The organism is Glycomyces sp. MUSA5-2 (assembly GCF_037034145.1).
Classification (GTDB): domain Bacteria; phylum Actinomycetota; class Actinomycetes; order Mycobacteriales; family Micromonosporaceae; genus Glycomyces; species Glycomyces artemisiae.
On sequence record NZ_JBAGKG010000005.1, the window covers coordinates 235,515 to 254,560 of the forward strand.

General features: G+C 71.2%; 16 protein-coding genes. 11 read left to right on the plus strand and 5 right to left on the minus strand.

Going from position 1 to position 19,046, the window contains the following annotated elements; genetic code table 11:
- The first annotated feature begins 136 nt into the window (after nt 1-136).
- From WA640_RS17500 to WA640_RS17510, 3 genes are all read left to right on the plus strand, one after another.
- Nucleotides 137-2,101, plus strand: coding sequence for a potassium transporter Kup (locus WA640_RS17500; RefSeq protein ID WP_335989231.1), 1,965 nt, complete (start codon nt 137-139; stop codon nt 2,099-2,101).
- 80 nt (nt 2,102-2,181) lie between these two features.
- On the plus strand, nt 2,182-2,766 hold the full coding sequence (locus WA640_RS17505) for a TetR/AcrR family transcriptional regulator (protein WP_335989232.1): 585 nt from the start codon (nt 2,182-2,184) through the stop codon (nt 2,764-2,766).
- The gene (locus WA640_RS17510; RefSeq protein WP_335989233.1) at nt 2,756-4,294 is read left to right on the plus strand and encodes an MDR family MFS transporter; all 1,539 of its coding nucleotides are present in this window, start codon (nt 2,756-2,758) and stop codon (nt 4,292-4,294) included. Before WA640_RS17505 ends, WA640_RS17510 begins: the two co-directional genes overlap by 11 nt.
- Here the strand turns inward: WA640_RS17510 and WA640_RS17515 are convergent.
- Nucleotides 4,291-5,691 carry a short-chain fatty acyl-CoA regulator family protein gene (locus WA640_RS17515; protein ID WP_442904785.1) on the minus strand — a complete coding sequence of 467 codons (1,401 nt, stop codon included), beginning with the start codon at nt 5,689-5,691 and terminating at the stop codon, nt 4,291-4,293. The two genes, WA640_RS17510 and WA640_RS17515, sit on opposite strands and share 4 nt — an antisense overlap.
- 142 nt (nt 5,692-5,833) lie before the next feature.
- Here WA640_RS17515 and WA640_RS17520 point away from each other — a divergent pair, with 142 nt between their 5' ends.
- Genes WA640_RS17520 through WA640_RS17530 form a run of 3 tightly spaced genes read left to right on the plus strand, consistent with a single transcriptional unit; the run spans nt 5,834 to nt 9,353 of the window.
- Entirely contained in the window at nt 5,834-7,333 is a 1,500-nt protein-coding gene (locus tag WA640_RS17520; RefSeq protein WP_335989235.1) for an MmgE/PrpD family protein, read from the plus strand.
- Nucleotides 7,333-8,229, plus strand: coding sequence for a methylisocitrate lyase (prpB, locus tag WA640_RS17525; RefSeq protein WP_335989238.1), 897 nt, complete (start codon nt 7,333-7,335; stop codon nt 8,227-8,229). Before WA640_RS17520 ends, prpB begins: the two co-directional genes overlap by 1 nt.
- Nucleotides 8,226-9,353: a bifunctional 2-methylcitrate synthase/citrate synthase gene (locus WA640_RS17530; protein ID WP_335989240.1), complete on the plus strand. Its 1,128-nt coding sequence runs from the start codon at nt 8,226-8,228 to the stop codon at nt 9,351-9,353. The genes prpB and WA640_RS17530 overlap by 4 nt, the downstream gene beginning before the upstream one ends.
- 41 nt (nt 9,354-9,394) lie before the next feature.
- Here WA640_RS17530 and WA640_RS17535 read toward each other — a convergent pair whose 3' ends face one another.
- From WA640_RS17535 to WA640_RS17550, 4 genes are read right to left on the minus strand one after another with little or no spacing between them, the layout of a single operon-like run.
- Nucleotides 9,395-11,263 carry a glycogen debranching N-terminal domain-containing protein gene (locus WA640_RS17535; protein ID WP_335989243.1) on the minus strand — a complete coding sequence of 623 codons (1,869 nt, stop codon included), beginning with the start codon at nt 11,261-11,263 and terminating at the stop codon, nt 9,395-9,397.
- Nucleotides 11,260-12,111, minus strand: a complete 852-nt coding sequence (locus WA640_RS17540; protein WP_335989245.1) for a carbohydrate ABC transporter permease — start codon at nt 12,109-12,111, stop codon at nt 11,260-11,262. The genes WA640_RS17535 and WA640_RS17540 overlap by 4 nt, the downstream gene beginning before the upstream one ends.
- Nucleotides 12,108-13,172, minus strand: a complete 1,065-nt coding sequence (locus WA640_RS17545) for a carbohydrate ABC transporter permease (protein ID WP_335989247.1) — start codon at nt 13,170-13,172, stop codon at nt 12,108-12,110. Before WA640_RS17545 ends, WA640_RS17540 begins: the two co-directional genes overlap by 4 nt.
- Nucleotides 13,173-13,174: 2 nt before the next feature.
- The gene (locus WA640_RS17550; protein ID WP_442904775.1) at nt 13,175-14,449 is read right to left on the minus strand and encodes a sugar ABC transporter substrate-binding protein; all 1,275 of its coding nucleotides are present in this window, start codon (nt 14,447-14,449) and stop codon (nt 13,175-13,177) included.
- Between the two features lie 95 nt (nt 14,450-14,544).
- Between WA640_RS17550 and WA640_RS17555 the strand changes: the two genes are divergently transcribed.
- The 5 genes from WA640_RS17555 (at nt 14,545) to WA640_RS17575 (ending at nt 19,043) form a co-directional block, all read left to right on the plus strand.
- Complete coding sequence (locus WA640_RS17555) at nt 14,545-15,528, plus strand: LacI family DNA-binding transcriptional regulator (protein ID WP_335989249.1); 984 nt, start codon at nt 14,545-14,547, stop codon at nt 15,526-15,528.
- Nucleotides 15,529-15,581: 53 nt separating this feature from the next.
- Complete coding sequence (locus tag WA640_RS17560) at nt 15,582-15,932, plus strand: ArsR/SmtB family transcription factor (RefSeq protein ID WP_335989250.1); 351 nt, start codon at nt 15,582-15,584, stop codon at nt 15,930-15,932.
- Nucleotides 15,929-16,399, plus strand: coding sequence for an SRPBCC domain-containing protein (locus WA640_RS17565; protein WP_335989252.1), 471 nt, complete (start codon nt 15,929-15,931; stop codon nt 16,397-16,399). Before WA640_RS17560 ends, WA640_RS17565 begins: the two co-directional genes overlap by 4 nt.
- 60 nt (nt 16,400-16,459) lie before the next feature.
- Nucleotides 16,460-17,371 (plus strand): non-homologous end-joining DNA ligase, encoded by a 912-nt coding sequence (gene ligD, locus WA640_RS17570; RefSeq protein WP_335989253.1) that lies wholly within the window; start codon nt 16,460-16,462, stop codon nt 17,369-17,371.
- A 133-nt stretch (nt 17,372-17,504) separates the two neighbouring features.
- Nucleotides 17,505-19,043 (plus strand): pectate lyase family protein, encoded by a 1,539-nt coding sequence (locus WA640_RS17575; RefSeq protein ID WP_335989256.1) that lies wholly within the window; start codon nt 17,505-17,507, stop codon nt 19,041-19,043.
- Nucleotides 19,044-19,046 lie beyond the last annotated feature (3 nt).

The following is a 19,046-nucleotide window of genomic DNA, read 5'->3' on the forward strand; positions in this document are numbered from 1 at the left end:
ACCGGCAGGCGTCCCCCGTTCGCGGCTCCAGGTCGGCGGGGCCGCTCAGCGGGGTATCGTGCATCGGTCGGACACGACCGCGGACGCCCGCCCGCGCGTGCCCGCCGACCGACCGCCCGACAGGAAGTGACCGCAAGTGACCGCCGCCGGCAGCGCGGGTCAGCCCGGACCCGCAACCGACACCGCGCCCCAGCCCGGGCACGGCGTCCGGGACGCCACCCGCCTCGCGCTCGTCGTCGGCGCCCTCGGCGTCGTCTTCGGCGACATCGGCACCAGCCCGATCTACGCGCTCCAGACCGTGTTCAACCCCGCCGACCCGCACCCGGTGCCCGTGGCCCCCGAGAGCATCTACGGCGTCGTGTCCCTCATGTTCTGGTCCATGGTCATCATCGTCACGGTGACGTACGTGCTCCTGGCGATGCGCATCGACAACGACGGCGAGGGCGGCATCATGGCCCTCATCACCCTGCTCCACAAGTGGAAGCAGGGGCGCGGGCGCCGCGCCGCGCTCACCCTCGCCGCGCTCGGCATCTTCGGGGCGTCCCTGTTCCTCGGCGACTCGATGATCACGCCCGCGATCTCCGTGCTCTCCGCCATCGAGGGCATCGAGGTCGTCGAACCGCGCCTCGACAGCCTCGTCATCCCCCTCACCGCGCTCATCATCGTGGTGCTGTTCCTCGTGCAGCGCAAGGGCACCGCCGTCGTCGGCCGGGCCTTCGGGCCGGTCATGATCGTGTGGTTCGGCGTGCTCGCCGTCCTCGGCATCCGCGGGATCGGCGGGCACCCCGAGATCCTCAAGGCCCTCTCGCCCTACTACGCGGCGCACTTCCTGTTCGACCACTTCCACATCGCGTTCTTCGCGCTCGCCGCGATCGTGCTGTGCGTGACCGGCGCCGAAGCGCTGTACGCGGACATGGGCCACTTCGGCCGCCCCGCGATCACCAAGGCGTGGCTCATCCTCGTCTTCCCCGCGCTCCTGCTCAACTACATGGGCCAGGGCGCGATGATCCTGGAGGACGGGACCGCCGTCTCCGGCCCGTTCTTCCTCCTCGCCCCCGGCTGGGCCCGCCTGCCGCTGCTGCTCCTCGCCACCGCGGCCACGATCATCGCCGCGCAGGCGGTCATCACCGGCGCCTACTCCGTCGCCGCCCAGGCGTCGCGCCTCGGGTACCTGCCGCGCCTGCGCATCGACCACACCTCCGCGGAGCAGTACGGCCAGATCTACGTGCCGTGGATCAACTGGCTGCTCATGGTCTCGGTGCTCACCCTCGTGTTCGCGTTCCGGTCCTCCCACGCGCTCGCGTACGCGTACGGCATGGCCGTCATGGGGACGATCACGATCATGACGCTCCTGTTCCTGTACATCGCGAAGTCGCGCTGGCAGCTGCCGCTGTGGCTGGTCGTCGGCGGCGGGGCGGTCCTCATCGGGTTCGACCTGCTGTTCCTGGCCGCGAACTTCACGAAGCTCGTCCACGGCGCGTGGCTGCCGCTGCTCATCGGGCTCGCCGCGTTCACCGTCATGGTCACGTGGCAGAAGGGCCGCGCGATCGTCACCGCCGAGCGCGAGCGCCGCGAGGGCCCGCTGCGGGCGTGCGTCAAGCAGCTGCGCGCCGAGCTGCCGAAGACGAACTGCGTGCCCGGCACGGCCGTGTTCCTCAACCGCGGGAAGCTCACCACGCCGCTGGCGCTGCGCGCCAACATGGAGCACAACCACGTGCGGCACAAGCAGATCGTCATCGCCTCGATCGAGACGCGGCCGGTCCCGCGCGTCGGCGACGAGGACCGCGTCTCGGAGGACTTCCTCGGCTTCGCCGACGACGGCATCGTCTACGTGGCGATCCGGTTCGGGTACATGGAGGTCCAGGACGTGCCGCGCGCGCTCGCGCAGCTCGACCGGGCCGGGCACGGCGGGCGGCTGCACATCGGGGACGCCTCGTACTTCCTGTCGACGATCCACCTGCACGCGAGCGAGCAGCCGACGATGGCGCAGTGGCGCAAGCACCTGTTCATCGCCACCTCGCGGATCACCGCCGACGCCGCCGACCACTTCCGGCTCCCGCGCGAGCGGACGATCATCATGGGGTCCCAGATCGAAGTCTGATCCGCCACACGCGTGGACGCGGCGCCCGCGGCGTGTTTATGATCGAAACGAAAACACTTCGTTTCGATAGGAGCAGGCGGATGGAACGACGCTCACGGCTCACGCCCGAGCGCGAGGCCGAGATCTACGAATGCGTCGAGCGCCTGGTCCGCGAGCACGGCTACGAGAACGTGACCATGCAGCAGATCGCCGCCGAGGCGCACACCAGCACCGCCACGCTCTACCGCCACTGGAACGGCAAGCCGCGCCTCGTCGTCGAGGCCGTCCGCAACCGCAAGCCGCACCCGCTCGAAGCCGTCGACACCGGGAGCCTCCGCGGCGACCTCGTCGCCGGCGTCGGCCCCATGGAGCACGCCGCGCCCGGCGACCACGAGCTCATGGCCGGCATCCACAACGCCGCCCGCTCCGACGACGACCTCGCCGCCGCCGTCCGCGAGGTCATGGCCGCCCCGATCGAGCGGGCCGTCGAGACCGTCATCGACCGCGCGATCGCACGCGGCGAGATCCCGCCCGACCCGCCCGGGCGGCGCTTCGTCCACGAACTGCTCCTGGCGCCCATCGCCGTGCGCCCCATGATGACCGGGAAGCACCCGGACTCGGAGTACCTGACCGCCTACATCGACGCCGTCATCCTTCCCGCGCTAGGAGTCCGCCGTGACCACTGAGACCCTCGAACCGCCCGCCGAGCGCGCGGGCGCCAAGCTCCCCTCCCACTTCGGGTGGATCTACGCCGCGCTCATGGTCACCATGCTCCTGTCGGCGCTCGACCAGACCATCGTCTCCACCGCGCTCCCCACGATCGTCGGCGAGCTCGACGGCCTCTCCCACATGGCCTGGGTGACCACCGCGTACATCCTCGCCGCCACCATCGGCATGCCCGTCTACGGCAAGCTCGGCGACCTCATCGGCCGCCGCCAGCTCTTCCTCGCCGGACTCGCGGTCTTCGTCATCGGCTCCGGCCTCGCCGGATTCGCCCAGGACATGCCGCAGCTCATCGCCTTCCGCGCCCTGCAGGGCCTCGGCGGCGGCGGGCTCATGATCGTCTCCCAGGCGATCATCGCCGACCTCGTCCCCGTCCGCCAGAGGGCGAAGTTCATGGGCCCCATGGGCGCCGTGTTCGGCCTCGCCGCCGTCGCGGGCCCGCTCCTCGGCGGCTGGATCACCGACAACGCCGACTGGCGCTGGGCGTTCTGGATCAACCTGCCGCTCGGCGTCGCCGCGCTCCTCATCTCCGCGCTCGCGATCAAGCTGCCGCGCAAGCAGGTCAAGGTCGCCTTCGACTACCTCGGGACGGCGCTCATGGCCGTGGCCGTGACCTCGCTGATCCTGGTGTGCACGTGGGGCGGCACCGAGTACGACTGGACATCGCCGACCATCCTGTGGCTCGGCGCGGTCACGATCGTCGCCGCGGTCCTGTTCTGCATCGTCGAGAGCCGCGCGAAGGAGCCGCTCATCCCGCTGCGCATGGTGAAGAACCCGGTGTTCTCCATCGCCACGCTCATCGGCATGATCGCGATCGGCCTGGGCATGTTCGCGGTCATCTCGTACATGCCGACGTACCTCCAGATGGTGTACGGCTACTCGGCGACCGAGTCGGGCCTGCTGCTCATCCCGATGGTCGCGGGCATGATGCTCACGGCCGTCACCTCGGGGTCGCTGGTGTCGAAGCTGGGGCGGTACAAGGGGTTCGTGGTCGCGGGCATGCTCGTGATGCCCGTCGGCATCTGGCTCATGTCCACACTCGACCCGTCGTCGCCGGTGTGGGTCCTGTGCGCCTACATCGCGGTCCTCGGCGCGGGGATGGGCCTGGTCATGCAGAACCTGGTGCTCGCCGTGCAGAACGCGTTCCCGCAGAGCGAGGTCGGCACCGCGACCTCCTCGAACAACTTCTTCCGCGAGATCGGCGCGACGGTGGGCGTCGCGGTGGTCGGGGCGATCTTCACGAACCGGCTCACCGACCACCTCGCCGGGATCGGCACGGACTTCGGCGGCGCCGGGGCCGAGTCGATCACGCCCGCGATCGTCCGCTCGCTCCCTGACGCCTTGCGCGACCAGGTGATCAACGCGTACTCGGACGCGCTGCTGCCGATCTTCCTGGGGCTGGTCCCGGTGATCCTGGTCGGCACGGCGCTCGCGTTCTTCCTGCCGAACCGGAAGCTCCGGGACGACGCGGAGCACGCGCCCTCGCATTAAGCCGCCGACGGGTAGGGGGTGAACCGGCTCTGGCGGTCGGTCACCTCCAGCGGCGCGCCGATCGCGGGGAACGCCCGCTGCGGGCAGCCCTTGCGGTCGCACACCTTGCAGCCGGGGCCGATCGGGGTGAGCATCGCCGGGTTGGCGAGGTCGAGCCCGTCGGCGTAGACGAGCCGGTGCGCATGGTGGAGGTCGCAGCCGAGGCCGATCGCGAACGTCTTCGCGGGCGTCCCGAACCCGCCGTAGCGGCGGGTCACGGTGCGCGCGACCCACAGGTAGGAGCGGCCGTCGGGCATCTGCGCGAGCTGCGTGCGGATCTGCCCGGGGCTCGCGAACGCCTCGTAGACGTCCCACAGCGGGCAGGTGCCGCCGACCCGCGAGAAGTGGAAGTCGGTGGCGGACTGGCGCTTCGAGATGTTCCCGGCCCGGTCGACGCGCACGAAGAAGAACGGCACGCCGCGCGCGCCGGGCCGCTGGAGCGTCGACAACCGGTGCGCCACGGTCTCGAACCCGACGCGGAAGCGCCGCCCGAGCAGGTCGATGTCGTAGCGCAGTTCCTCTGCGGCCCTGAGGAACGGACCGTACGGGAGGATGAGCGCGCCCGCGAAGTAGTTCGCGAGCCCGATCCTCGCCAGGCCGCGGGCCTCGTCACCGGACAGGTCCGCGGCCTCCACTTCGGACGCGATGAGGTCGTCGCACGCGACGAGCGCGAGGTGCGTGGCGAGCTGGAACGCCCGCTGCCCGGGGCTGAGCAGCGGCGAGACCCGCAGCACCCGGGCGTCGGGGTCGAAGCGGCGCTTCACGCGGTTCGCCTCGCCCGCTTCGAGATCGGCGACGACGGTGCCGTAGCGATCGTGGAGCAGGCGGGCCAGGCCCTCGGCGAGGCTCCCGGGATCGAGCGCGGCCTCCTCGTACATCCGCTCCGCGGCTTCGTCGAGTGCGGCCACATGGTTCCGCTTGGCGTAGAACAGGTCCCGCACCTCCTCGTGTGCTGTCGGTGATCCCGCATCGAGTTCGGCGCTCATCGCCGCGTTGCGCTCCACCATGTGCTGGTAGCGGCGGTGCAGGTCCACCACGTACTGCGCGAGGCCCGGCATCGACTCGGCGAGCTCGCGGGCCTCGCCGTCCGAGACGCGGTCGGCGTGGGCGGTGTCGGCGAGCGCGTCGCGCAGCTGCGCGGTGAGCCGGTCGCTCTCCGAGGCGGAGAACCGCTGCACGTCCACGTCGTAGACCTCGGCGAGGCGCAGCAGCACCGGCCCGGTGATGGGCCGCTGGTTCGACTCCATCTGGTTGACGTAGCTCGTGGAGATCCCCAGCGCCGTCGCGAGCGCGGCCTGCGTGAGCCCATGCTCCTCGCGGAACCGGCGCAGCCGCAGCCCCACCTTCGCCTTGCGCAGCGCCATGGCCTCGTCCTTTCACAGATTCCACAAACCGGCCCGGAATTTTCCACAAGAAACCACATTTACAGCGGTTTCAAGGGCATCCGGGTGTGTGCATACTGTGAAATGTACCCGCCGCCGCAGCGCTAGGAGCCGCCGAGTGATCACCCACCGCGTCCGCACCCACGCCTCCCGCGAGGATCTGCCCCGGGAGGGCCAGCTGGCCTGGAAGCTCGCCGCGGCCGCGGTCGACCCGGTCCCGGTGGAGCGGGAGGTCGCCGAGATGATCGGGAACAGGGTCATCGACAACGCCGCGGTCGCCGCCGCGTCGCTCGCGCGCCGTCCCGTGGCGAGCGCGCGGGCGCAGGCCCGCGCGCACCCGTACGCGCCGGGCGCGGCCGTGTTCGGCCTCCCGGCGGCGTTCCGGTCCTCCCCGGAATGGGCCGCCTGGGCGAACGGGGTCGCGGTGCGGGAGCTGGACTTCCACGACACGTTCCTGGCCGCGGACTACTCGCACCCCGGCGACAACATCCCGCCGATCCTCGCGGTCGCGCAGCACCGGGGCCTCGACGGGCGCGCGCTCGTGCGCGGCATCGCCGCCGGGTACGAGGTCCAGGTGGACCTGGTGCGCGGAGTCTGCCTGCACGAGCACCGGATCGACCACATCGCGCACCTCGGCCCCTCGGCCGCCGCCGGGATCGGCGCGCTCCTCGACCTGCCCGTGGAGACCGTCTACCAGGCGGTCGGGCAGGCGCTGCACACGACGACCGCCACGCGGCAGTCCCGCAAGGGCGCGATCTCCTCGTGGAAGGCGTACGCGCCCGCGTTCGCGGGCAAGGCCGCTATCGAAGCCGTGGACCGGGCGATGCGCGGTGAAGGCGCCCCGTCGCCGATCTACGAAGGCGAGGACGCGGTGATCGCGCGGCTCCTCAGCGGGCCGGATGCCGTGTATGAGGTGCCGCTTCCCGCTGCGGGCGAGGCGAAGCGGGCCATCCTCGACACGTACACGAAGGAGCATTCGGCGGAGTACCAGTCCCAGGCGCTCATCGACCTGGCCCGCCGCATGGCCCCGCGCGTCGACCTCGACCGGGTGCGCGAGGTCGTGATCCACACGAGCCACCACACGCACTACGTGATCGGCACGGGCGCGGAGGACCCGCAGAAGACCGACCCCGACGCGAGCCGCGAGACCCTCGACCACTCGATCATGTACATCTTCGCGGTGGCCCTCGAAGACCGCGCGTGGCACCACGAGCGGTCCTACACTCCCGAACGCGCGCACCGGGAATCGACCGTGCGCCTGTGGCGGAGGGTCCGCACCGTGGAGGACCCGGAGTGGACCGCGCGGTACCACGACCCGGACCCGGACAAGCGGGCGTTCGGCGGGCGCGTCGTCATCACGCTCGACGACGGGACGGTCGTCGAAGACGAACTGGCCGTCGCCGACGCGCACCCGGCGGGGGCGCGGCCGTTCGGGCGCGAGCAGTACGTCGCGAAGTTCCGCACCCTCACTGAAGGCGTCATCGACGAAGCCGAGCAGGACCGGTTCCTCGACCTCGCATGCCGCATCGACGCGCTCGACGCGAACGGCGTCCGGGCCCTCAACCTCGCCGCGCCGCCCGGCGCGCTGACCGAACCGACCGCGAAGGGGCTCTTCTGATGACGACTCCAGCCGAGAAGCGCCGCCGCCTGCGCGAGGGCCTCGCGTCAGGCCGCCTCCAGCGCCTCCCCGGGGCGTTCTCGCCCCTGGTCGCGAAGGCCGCCGCCGACCACGGCTTCGACGGCGTGTACGTCTCCGGCGCGGCCCTCGCCGCCGACCTGGGCCTGCCCGACATCGGGCTGACCACGCTCACCGAGGTCGCGACCCGCGGCGGCCAGATCGCCCGCGCCACCGACCTGCCCACCCTGATCGACGCGGACACCGGCTTCGGCGAGGTCGGGAACGTCGCCCGCACGATCCGGTCCCTGGAGGACGCCGGGCTCGCGGGCTGCCACCTCGAAGACCAGGTGAACCCCAAGCGCTGCGGGCACCTCGACGGCAAGGCCGTGGTCCCCGCCGACGAGATGGTCCGCCGCGTCGCCGCCGCCGTCAAGGCCCGCACCGACCCCGACTTCGTCGTCTGCGCCCGCACCGACGCCCGCGCGATCGAGGGCCTCGACGCCGCGATCGACCGCGCGAAAGCCTATGTGGACGCCGGAGCGGACCTGGTGTTTCCCGAAGCGCTGCGCGACGAGGCCGAGTTCGCGGCCTTCCGCAAGGCGATCGACGTTCCGCTGCTCGCCAACATGACCGAGTTCGGGACCTCCCCCAATTTGACGGCGGCGCAGTTGGAGGACCTCGGCTACAACCTCGTCATCTGGCCCGTCTCCAGCCTCCGCGCCGCCATGGGCGCCGTCGACGAGCTGTTCGCGACGCTGAAGACCGAAGGCACGCAGGCGTCCCTGGTGGAGCGCATGCAGACCCGCGCCCGCCTCTACGACCTGGTCGACTACGCCTCCTACAACGAGTTCGACCAGGAACTGTTCAACTTCGAGATCCCGGGGAGGGAATCGTGAGCACCGCACCGCTGGACGTCCACAAGGGCCTCGCCGGGGTCGTCGCCGACACGACCGCGATCTCCGAGGTCGTGCCCGAGACGCTGTCCCTGACGTACCGCGGCTACCCGGTGCAGCAGCTCGCCGCGTCCCGCTCGTTCGAGGAGGTCGCGCACCTCATCTGGTACGGCGAGCTCCCCGATGCGGCCCAGCTCGCGGCCTTCACCGCCCGCGAACGCGCGCAACGGGAAGTGACGCGTTCGACCATCGGGGTCGTCGACCGCGTCCCCGACGGCTGCCACCCGATGGACCTGCTGCGCACCGCCGTCTCCAGCCTCGGCGCCGAGGACCCCGCCGAGGACGACAACCGGCGCGAATCCAACCAGGCGAAGGCCGAAGCGCTGTTCGCGAAGCTCCCCACAGTGATCGCCCACGCGCACCGCCGCCGCCGCGGGCTCGACCGGATCGCCCCCGACGCGTCCCTGGGCTGGTCCGCCAACTTCTTCCACATGTGCTTCGGCGAGGTCCCGGCCCCGGAAGTGCTGCGCTGCTTCGAGGTCTCGATGATCCTCTACGCCGAGCACTCCTTCAACGCCTCCACCTTCACCGCCCGCGTCGTCGCCTCCACGCTCTCCGACATGTACTCGGCCGTGACCGCCGCGATCGGCGCCCTCAAGGGCCCGCTCCACGGCGGCGCGAACGAAGCGGTCATGAAGATGATGCTGGAGATCGGCGAGCCCGAGCGCGCCGCCGACTGGCTGCGGGACCGCCTGGCCGCCAAGGAGAAGGTGATGGGCTTCGGGCACCGCGTCTACAAGGACGCCGACTCGCGCGTCCCCACCATGAAGGCGGCCTTGGACGACATGGCGGCCCTGACGGGCGGCGAGCGGTGGGTGCGGATGTACGAGGAGCTGGAGTCGGCCATGCTGGCGGCCAAGGGCATCCACCCGAACCTCGACTTCCCGGCCGGGCCCGCCTACTACCTCATGGGCTTCGACATCCCGATGTTCACGCCGCTGTTCGTCATGGCCCGCATCACCGGCTGGACGGCGCACATCATCGAGCAGCTCGACGCGAATGCCCTCATCCGCCCGCTCTCGGCCTACACCGGCCCGGGCGAGCGCGCCGTTCCCGCCGCCGCATAGGCACGTCTCCGGGGCCCGCCCCCTCTGCGGGCCCCGGAAGTCTAAGCGCCCCTGGCGATCTGGAGGCACGTGATCGCGGCGGTCGCCGACCACGCCTGCGGGCGGCACGCCGCCGGGTAGGGGACCGGCCGGTCGCGTTCGGCGCGCGAGAAGCCGGCGTGCAGCTCCGGCATCCGGAACCCGAAGCCCTCCGCGGCGTGCAGGAGCCCCTCGACCACGACCGCGGCCTCCTCGCGGAGCCCGGCGCGGGCCATGCCGTGCGCGATGATCGCCGAGTCGTGGGCCCACACGGCCCCGCCGTGGTAGCTCAGCGGCCAGAACCCGGCCGCGCCGCTCGACATCGTGCGGACCCCGTAGCCGGAGCTCATCGACTCGCCCGCAAGCAGTCTCGCGATGGCCGCCTCGTCCGCGGCGTCCACGATCCCGGTGCCGAGCAGATGCCCGATGTTGCTGGTGAGCGTGTCCACGGCCTGCCCGTCGCGGTCGAGCGCGATGGCCGGGTAGCGGCCCTCGGGGGTCTCGACCCAGAACCGCTCGTTGAACCGCTCGCGCAGCCGCGCCGCCCACCCGCGCCACTGGTCGCCGTCGCCGCCGAACGCGTCGAGGAGGTCCGCGGCGCCCGCGGCGGCCTCGTGCGCGTAGCCCTGCGCCTCGCAGAGCGCGATGGGGCCCTTCGCGAGCCGCCCGTCGCGCCACTGGATCGAGTCGCCGGAGTCCTTCCAGCCCTGGTTCGACAGGCCCTTGCCGTTGCGGTCGAAGTACGACAGGAACCCGTCCTTCGCCGCCGCCGCGGCGATCCACTGGAGGGCCGCCCGCAGGTTCGGGACCAGCTCGGCGACCTCCTCCCGCGGCATCCCGGCCCGCCAGGCGTCCACGAGCAGGCACACCCACAGCGCCGTCGCGTCCACCGTGCCGTAGTAGAGCGGCGGCAGGTCGAGGCCCCCGCCGGAGACGCGGAGCGGTGCCGCGCGCAGCTCGTGCGCGATCTTCCCCGGTTCCTCCTCGGTCTCGGCGTTGTCCGCCTTCCCTTGCAGGCGTGCGAGGACGCGGAGCGTCGAGGCCGCGATCCCGACGTCGACCGGGAGCATCATCCGTGCGGCCCACAGCGAGTCGCGCCCGAACAGGGTGAAGAACCAGGGCGCCCCGGCCGCGAGGAAGTCGTCCCCGGGGTGGTCGGGGAACGCCAGGCGCAGCGCGTCCAGGTCGTCGAGCGCCGTCGCGGCCCAGCGGGCCAGGCGGCCGTCGACCCCCGTGGTGTCGACGGCCCAGCCCGCGCGATGCGCGGCGGCCTGCACGACCAGGCCCGGGTCGCTCACCCGCATCCCCCAGTGCAGCACCGCGGTCCCGTCCGGTCCGACAGTGAAGGGCCACTCCAGGACCAGCGATCCGTCCTCAATGGACCAGGTTCCGGCGTCGGTGCTCAGCGCGAACGACGCGTCGCCCGAGGCGACGACCGCCGAGGCGCCGTCGACGTCCGCGGTCCACGCCGCGGCCCTCCCGTGCCCCGACTTGACCTCCTGCAACGGCGCGAAGTCCGGTTCCACGACGAGCCGGAGCACCGCCGCCACCTCCCGGTCCACGACCGACGCCACGGTCAGCGCCTCCGCGAGGGTCCCGTCTCCGACGGTCCGCTCCCGGCCGAGGCGCAGGTGCGGGTCCGGCGACGGGTCGTCCACGCCTCGCAGGACCGCGTCGAACCCGACGGTGCGCGCGCCGCGCCCGGAGGTCGCGATCGCTTCGGGCGCTTCGCCCTCGACCTCGATCCGGAGGCCGCGCGCGAACCGGCGGTCGCCGTGGAACAGGCCGTCGATCGGGGCGGTCATCGCGCCGTCGGGCCGCGACCACGCCTGGGTGGGCGCGTGCAGCGCGATGACGGCGTCGTGCAGGAAAGGCTGGCGGCCGGGGGTCATCCCTTGACGGCTCCTTCACTCGTGTTCATGATGTGCTTCTGGAAGACGAAGAACAGCACCGCGACCGGGATCGTCATGATCGCGGCGGCCGCGAGCTTGACCGGGTACTGCGTGCCCTGGCTGAGCTGCCCGGACGCGAGCGAGGCCACGCCCTTCGTGAGCGTCGTCAGCTCGGGCGACTGGGTCGAGACGATGAAGTGGCTCAGCTCGTTCCACGACCCCTGGAACGACAGGATCACGATCGTGACCAGCGCCGGGCGCGCCATCGGCAGCACCACGGACCAGAACACCCGGAACGTCCCGGCCCCGTCGATGCGCGCCTGCTCCTCCACCGACACCGGGATCGACTCGAAGAAGCCCTTCATGATGAAGACCCCCGCCGCGTCCACCAGGAGCGGCAGGATCATGCCCGCATAGGAGTCGTAGATGCCGAGCTGGTTGAGCACCAGGAACTTCGGGATCAGCAGGACCACCGACGGGACGGCCATCACCGCGACGATGAGCGCGAAGACGAGCCCCCGGCCGCGGAACTTCAGCCGCGCGAGCGCGTAGCCCGCGAGCGACGCGAAGAACACCCGCCCCGCGGTGACCGCGACCGTGACGACCGCGGAGTTCGCGAACCACAGCGGGAAGTCCGAGCGCGTGAACAGCCGCTCGTACGCGGCGAACGTCCACGTCTGCGGCCACAGCGACACCGCGTTCGCGGCGGCCTCGGCGTCCGGTTTGAACGAGGTCGCGATCTGCACCAGGAACGGGAAGACGTACACGACCGCGAGGGACACGAGCACCGCGTACAGCACCGCCTGCCCGATGCGGGGCCTGCGCTTGCGCGCCGATGCAGTCGTCATGCCTCCGCCCCCTTCGCGAGGCGCTTCGCAACGCGTTTCGAGGTGTCCCGCTCGCGCAGGGCCCACCGCTGGAAGACCGTGAAGACGACGATGATCGCGAACAGCACGAACGAGATCGCCGCGCCCTGCCCCCACGCCTGGTCGGTGAACGCCGCCTCGTACGAGAGGTACGCGGGCGTCACCGTGGTCTTGCCGGGCCCGCCCTGCGTGCCCGTGTAGATCTGGTCGAACACCTGCCAGCACCCGATGAGCCCCAGCGTGAGCACGGTGAACAGCGCGGGCCGCAGCTGCGGGAGCGTGATCTTCCAGAATCGCTGCCAGGCCGTGGCGCCGTCCATGCGGCCCGCCTCGTCGAGCTCCGGCCCGATGTTCTGGAGCGCCGCGAGGAACAGGAGCATGAACGTGCCGCTCGTGGTGAACACCGCCATGAGGATGAGCGCGCTCATCGCCACCGACGGCCCCGACAGCCAGTCCCACCACGTCACGCCCAGGAAGTCCGAGCCGGTGAGGAACGCGGGCCCGTTCCCGCCGCCGAGCGCGACGTGGACGATCCCGCGCGGGTCGTTGAACCAGTTGGGGCCGTTGACGCCGATCCACCCGAGCACCTGGTTGACCGCGCCGGAGGTGGAGAACAGGAACAGCCACAGCACCGTGATCGCCACCGAGCTGGTCACCGACGGGAAGTAGAACGCGGTGCGCAGCAGCCCGCGCCCGCGCAGCACCGCGCGGTTGAGCAGGACCGCCAGCAGGAGCGAGAGGCCCGTCTGGAGCGGCACCACGAGGAGCACGTACCAGGCGTTGTTGCGCAGGGCGATCCCGAAGTTCCGCTCCGCGAGCCCGCCGCCCGAGGTGATCGCCGCGTAGTTGTCGAAGCCGACGAACCCGACGCCGGGCGCGAGCGGGGACCCGCGCCCGGTCCAGTCGGAGAAGCTCACCCACAGGGCCATGAGCACCGGCACGAGCAGGAACAGCCCGAGCACGGCGATCACCGGGAGCGTGAACAGCCACCCGGCGCGCGCGTCCTCGCGCCGGGCCCGCCTGCGCGGTGCTGCCAGGGCCATGGTCAGCCGACCACGGCTTCGAGGTTGCCCTGCACGGTCGCGAGGATCTGCGCCGGGTCGCCGGCCGCGAGCGATTCGAGCTGCGCGTTGAAGTCGGCGATCACCTCGGCGGAGCCGGCCGCGGTCGGCACGCCCGTCGCGTAGTCGGCGCCCGCGAGGAACGCCGCGAGCTCCGGGTTGTCGGTGCTCCACGTGTCGGCCGCGGACTGCACGGACGGCATGGGGCCGAAGGCCTCCGAGAACGCGAGCTGCTGGTCGGCGCTCGTCAGGTACTCCACGAGGTCGAGCGCGGCCTCCTGGTTCGGCGAGTCGGCGGCCATGCCCCAGCAGTTCGTGAACTGGAGGGTGCCCTGCCCGGCCGGGCCCGCGGGCATCTCCACGACCTGGTAGTTGACGTCGGGGAAGTCGGCGGACAGGCCGCCGGTGATCCAGTTGCCCTCGATGGTCATCGCCGCGAGCCCCTTGCCGAACGCCTCGCCGCCCCAACCGGCGCCGAGGTCCGCAGCATAGGCGAACGTGCCGTCCTCCAAGTGGCCCTTGACGTATTCGAGCGCCTCGGTGTTCTCCGCGGAGTCGGCGACCGCGGTCGTGCCGTCCTCGGAGACCAGGCGCCCGCCCGCGCCCGCCATGAACGCCCCGACCCGCTGGTACTCGGCGCCGAACGCGAGCCCGACCGTGTCGCCGCTCGTCAGCGCCGCGGCGGCCGCGTCGAGCTGGTCCCAGGTCGTCGGGATGTCATCGTCGGTGAGGCCCGCCTCGGCCCACAGGTCCGTGTTGATGACCAGCGCGAGCGTCGAGGAGTCCTTGGGGGCGCAGTAGAACTCGCCGTCGAGCGTGAAGTTCTGGACGAGCCCGGGGTAGAAGTCGTCCTTGTTCGCGAGCAGGTCGCCGTACGGTTCGAGGGAGCCGTTCGCGGCGTACCCGGCGAGCTTCTCGGGGGCCAGGTAGAACAGGTCGGGCGGGGAGCCCGCCGCGAAGCCCTGCGACAGCTCCTGGTCCATGTTCGTGGCGGCGACCGCGGTCGCCTCGATGCCGGACTCCTCGGACCAGGCCGCGAGCGCGGCCTCGATCGCCTGCGTCTCGGCCTCGCCGCTGGCGCCGTAGAGGATCGTCAGCGCGTCGTCGGAGGAGGTCAGGCCCTCCGCGTCGTCATTGCCGCTGTCGTCGAAGCCCTGGCCTCCGCACCCGGCGAGGGCCAGCGCGGCGGCGACGGCCGCGCTCCCTGCCGCGAGGGCGGTGCGTCTCCTGCTGCTCACGGTGAATCTCCTTTGATCCATCGACCGACCGTTTTTGGATCGATCAATTTTTATTGGAACGATCATACGATAGGCTCGTCCGCGAGCGAACGTCAAGTGCGAGGGGACAGGGCCGAATGGCGGAACGGAAGGCCGCGACGATCGGGGACGTCGCGCGCGAAGCGGGCGTCTCACGCCAGACCGTGAGCAACGTCGTCAACTCCCCCTCGATCGTGAAGGAGTCGACGCGACTCAAGGTCCAGGCCGCGATCGAGGCCCTCGGCTACTCCCCGAACGCCCTCGCCCGGCGCCTGCGCACCCAGCGCACCTCCACGATCGCCGTCAAGCTCGACCCCTACTCCGGGGGCGTCTCCGGCGTCGTCCTCGACCGCTTCGTCCACGCCTTGACCGAGAGCGCCGCGGCGAGGGGCCTGCGCGTCCTCCTCTACGCCGCAAGGACACTGGAGGAAGAGCTGCGGCACCTCGACGAGCTCGCCGACGCCGGGGAAGTGGACGCGATCGTCCTCACCGGCACCTCCCGCGGCGACCGCCGCGCCGCCCGGCTCCTCGAACGCGGCGTCCCGTTCGCGGCCTTCGGCCGCCCCTGGGGGACCGACACCGCAGCCCACCCGTGGGTCGACATCGACGGCGCCGCCGGGACCCGCAGCGCCACCAGGCACCTCCTCGACCGGGCCGGGGACCGCATCGCGTTCCTCGGCTGGCCCGAGGGCTCGGAGAGCGGCAGCGACCGCGAGCGCGGCTGGCGCGAGGCCATGGGGGAGCGGACCGCCCCGCGGCTCACCGCCGAGGACGGCGTCGCCGAAGGCCAGGAGGCCGTGAAGGCCCTGCTGCCGAACGGGATCGACGGCCTCGTGTGCGTCAGCGACGCCCTCGCGATCGGCGCGCACCTCGCCGCCGTCCAGGCCGGGCGGCCCGAGCTGCCGATCGTCGGCTTCGACAACACCGCCGCCGCCGAGGCGCTCGGGATCTCCAGCGTCGAGCAGCTCCCCGAGCGCGTCGCCGCCGGCATCCTGGAGATGCTCATGGGCCCCGATGGGAACAAGGTCGTGGCGCAGGAGCCGAAGGGCCTGCTCGTGGAGCCGCGGCTCATCATCCGCTAGCAAAAAACACTTAGCCCTTGCACTAAGTGTTTCAGCGAGTAATACTTAGCCTTATGGCACAGTATTCGGAGATGCTGGACGGCACCGCTCTCGACGGTGTGTTCACGGCGCTCGCCGACCCCACCCGCCGCGAGGTGGTCCGCCGCCTCGGGCGCGGCCCGATGAGCGTCGGCGACCTCGCCCGCGAGTTCCCGATGACCCTCCCCTCCTTCATGAAGCACGTGCGGACCCTGGAGGCGAACGGCCTCATCCGCACCGCCAAGACCGGCCGGGTCCGCACCTGCGCGCTCCGGCGCGAGCGCCTCGCGCTCGTCGACGACTGGCTCGCCGAGCAGCGGCGGGTCTGGGAGTCGCGCACCGACCGGCTGGAGCAGTTCGTCACCGATCCCGAGGAGCACCAATGAACACCGAACTCGACCTCGTCATCGAGCGCGTCATCCGCGCGCCCCGCGACACCGTCTGGCGGGCCTGGACCGACCCGGCCCGCTTCGAGCAGTGGTGGCTCCCGGCCCCGTACGCGTGCCGCGTCGAGCGCTTCGACGCCGTGCCCGGCGGCCCGATGGTCACCAGCATGAGCGAGGACGGCGCCGCGTTCATCCCGCACATGGACGCCGCGTTCCTCGTCGTCGAGGACGGCGAGCGCATCGTCTTCACCAACGCGATCGACAGCGCCTGGCGCCCGGCCGAGCCCGAGCCGGTCGCCATGACCGCCGAGATCACCTTCGCCGACGCCCCCGAGGGCACCGCGTACCGCGCGTTGGTGCGCCACGGCAGCGCCGCGTCCCGCAAGCGCCACGAGGAGCTCGGCTTCCACGAGGGCTGGGGCACGGTCGTCGGGCAGCTCGCCGCGCTCGCCGAACGGGAGGCATAGGACGCTCGTTTACGGCTTCGACCTGCGGGTACACCTCCGCATCAAGGAGGTGTGCCCCGCATGGCGCCAGGCAGAGCCGCAACAGTGGCAGTCGCGGGCCGCGACATCAAGGTCTCGCGGCTCGACAAGGTCCTGTTCCCCGACGACGGCCTCACCAAGGGCGACCTGATCGACCACTGCGAGTCGGTCGCCGAGGCGATGGTCCCCCACCTCGCGGGCCGCCCGCTCACGCTGCGCCGCTTCCCCGACGGCATCGGCGGGAGCGGGTTCTTCCAGAAGGACGCCTCCGACCACTTCCCCGACTGGATCCGCACCGAGGCGGTGCGGTCGCGCACCGACGGGGGCACCGTCCACTACGTCGTCTGCGACGACCCGGCGACGCTCGTCTACCTCGCGAACCAGGCCGCGATCGAGTTCCACGTCTGGCTCTCCACCGTCGACGACCTCGAACGGCCCGACCGGCTCGTCATCGACATCGACCCGCCCGACGGCACCGACCACACGGTGCTCCACACGGTCGCCCGGCGCCTGCGCGACGTCTACACCGAGATCGGCCTGACCCCGTTCGTGCAGGCCACCGGCGGGCGCGGCTACCACGTCGCGGCCCCGCTCGACCGCTCCACCGGCTTCGACGCCGTCCGCGAGCTCGCCCTCGCGGTCGCCGACCGCCTCGCCGCCGAGGACCCGGACCTGCTCACCACCGCGCAGCGCAAGAACAAGCGGGGGGACCGGATCTTCCTGGACGTCAACCGGAACGCCTTCGGCCAGACGTTCATCGCCCCGTACTCGCTGCGCGCCCGCCCCGGCGCGGCCGTCGCCACCCCGCTCGACTGGGACGAGCTCGGCCGCTCGCGCCCCGCGAAGTACACCACCGAGAAGGTCCGCCGCCGCCTCATGCGCAAGGCCGACCCGTGGTCGGCGATGGACGCGCACGCCGCGTCGGCCGAAGAGGCCCTGGAGAACCTGGGCTGACGCCCGCTCGGACCGCTCGCACCGCCGCCGCGAAAAACTTGTGCAATCGGTTGCCCAAAACCCTTGATTTCCGGAAAGGGCTTTCCTTAGACTCATTGAAACATGTCAATCCCTAACCCCTAGGAGCTCGGCGATGAGACGATCGCTAGCACTCAAGGTCGGCACGGTGGCCGCCGCGATGGCCGTGGCCGTCGCGGGCATCGCGTTCTCGACCACCGGCGCCTCGGCGCAGTCCAACGCGGCCACCGGCTACGCCACGCAGAACGGCGGCACCACCGGCGGCGCCGGCGGCGCGGTCGTGCGCGCCACCACCGGCACGCAGATCCATGCGGCCCTGTGCAACCGGGCCTCGACCAGCACCCCGATCATCATCCAGGTCGAGGGCACCATCAACCACGGGAACACCACGAAGGTCTCCGGCGACAGCTGCGACACCGCCGCGGACCGCATCGAGCTCAAGGGGATCAGCAACGTCACGATCCTCGGCGTCGGCTCGGGCGCCACGTTCGACCAGCTCGGCATCCACATCCGCGACTCCAGCAACATCATCATCCAGAACGTCACGGTCAAGAACGTGAAGAAGTCCGGCTCCCCGACCTCCAACGGCGGCGACGCCATCGGCATGGAGAGCACGGTCCGCAACGTGTGGGTCGACCACACCACCCTCGAAGCCTCCGGCGGCGAGTCCGAGGGCTACGACGGCCTGTTCGACCTGAAGAACGACACCAAGTACGTGACGCTCTCCTACTCGATCCTGCGCAACTCCGAGCGCGGCGGCCTCGTCGGCTCCAGCGACAGCGACACCGCGAGCAGCTTCATCACCTACCATCACAACCTGTACCAGAACCTGAACTCGCGCATGCCGCTCCTGCGCGGCGGGACCGCGCACACCTACAACAACTACTTCACCGGGATCGTCGAGTCGGGCATCAACCCCCGCGTCGGCGCGAAGATCAAGGTGGACAACAACTACTTCGAGGACTCGAAGGACCCGCTCGGGACCTTCTACACCGACCTCATGGGCTACTGGCAGGTCAGCGGCAACACCTTCGACAACGTGACCTGGTCGTCCCCCGGCACCGACAACCACCCGGCGGGCCCGAACCCGACCTCCACGACCACGGTCTCGATCCCGTACTCGTACAGCCTCGACAACGCGAGCTGCGTCCCGTCGATCGTGACCGCGACCGCTGGTGCCAACAAGGGCCTGAAGACCTCCGACGGCTCCTGCTCGGTGACCTCGCCGACCGCGGGCCCGACCACGACCACGCCGACCACCGACGCGCCGACCACCGGGAACCCGCCCACGGGCGCGAACCTGAGCATCGGCGCGGGCGCCGACGGCACCTCGAAGGCCAGCGGCACCAGCTACGGCAACGTGATCGACGGCTCCACCTCGACCTACTGGTCCCCGAGCGGCACCACCGGGCGCGTCTCGGTCAAGTGGAGCTCCGCGAAGACGATCGACACGGTCGTCATCAAGGAGGCCTCCGACGCGACCGGCCGTATCGGCTCGTGGCAGCTGGTCAACAACGACACCGGGGCGGTCCTCGCCTCCGGCACCGGGGCGGGCACGATCTCCTTCACCGCCACGTCCCTCACCAAGGTCAACTTCGTGATCACCTCGGCCTCCGGCACGCCGAAGATCACCGAGTTCGAGACCTACGCATAACCC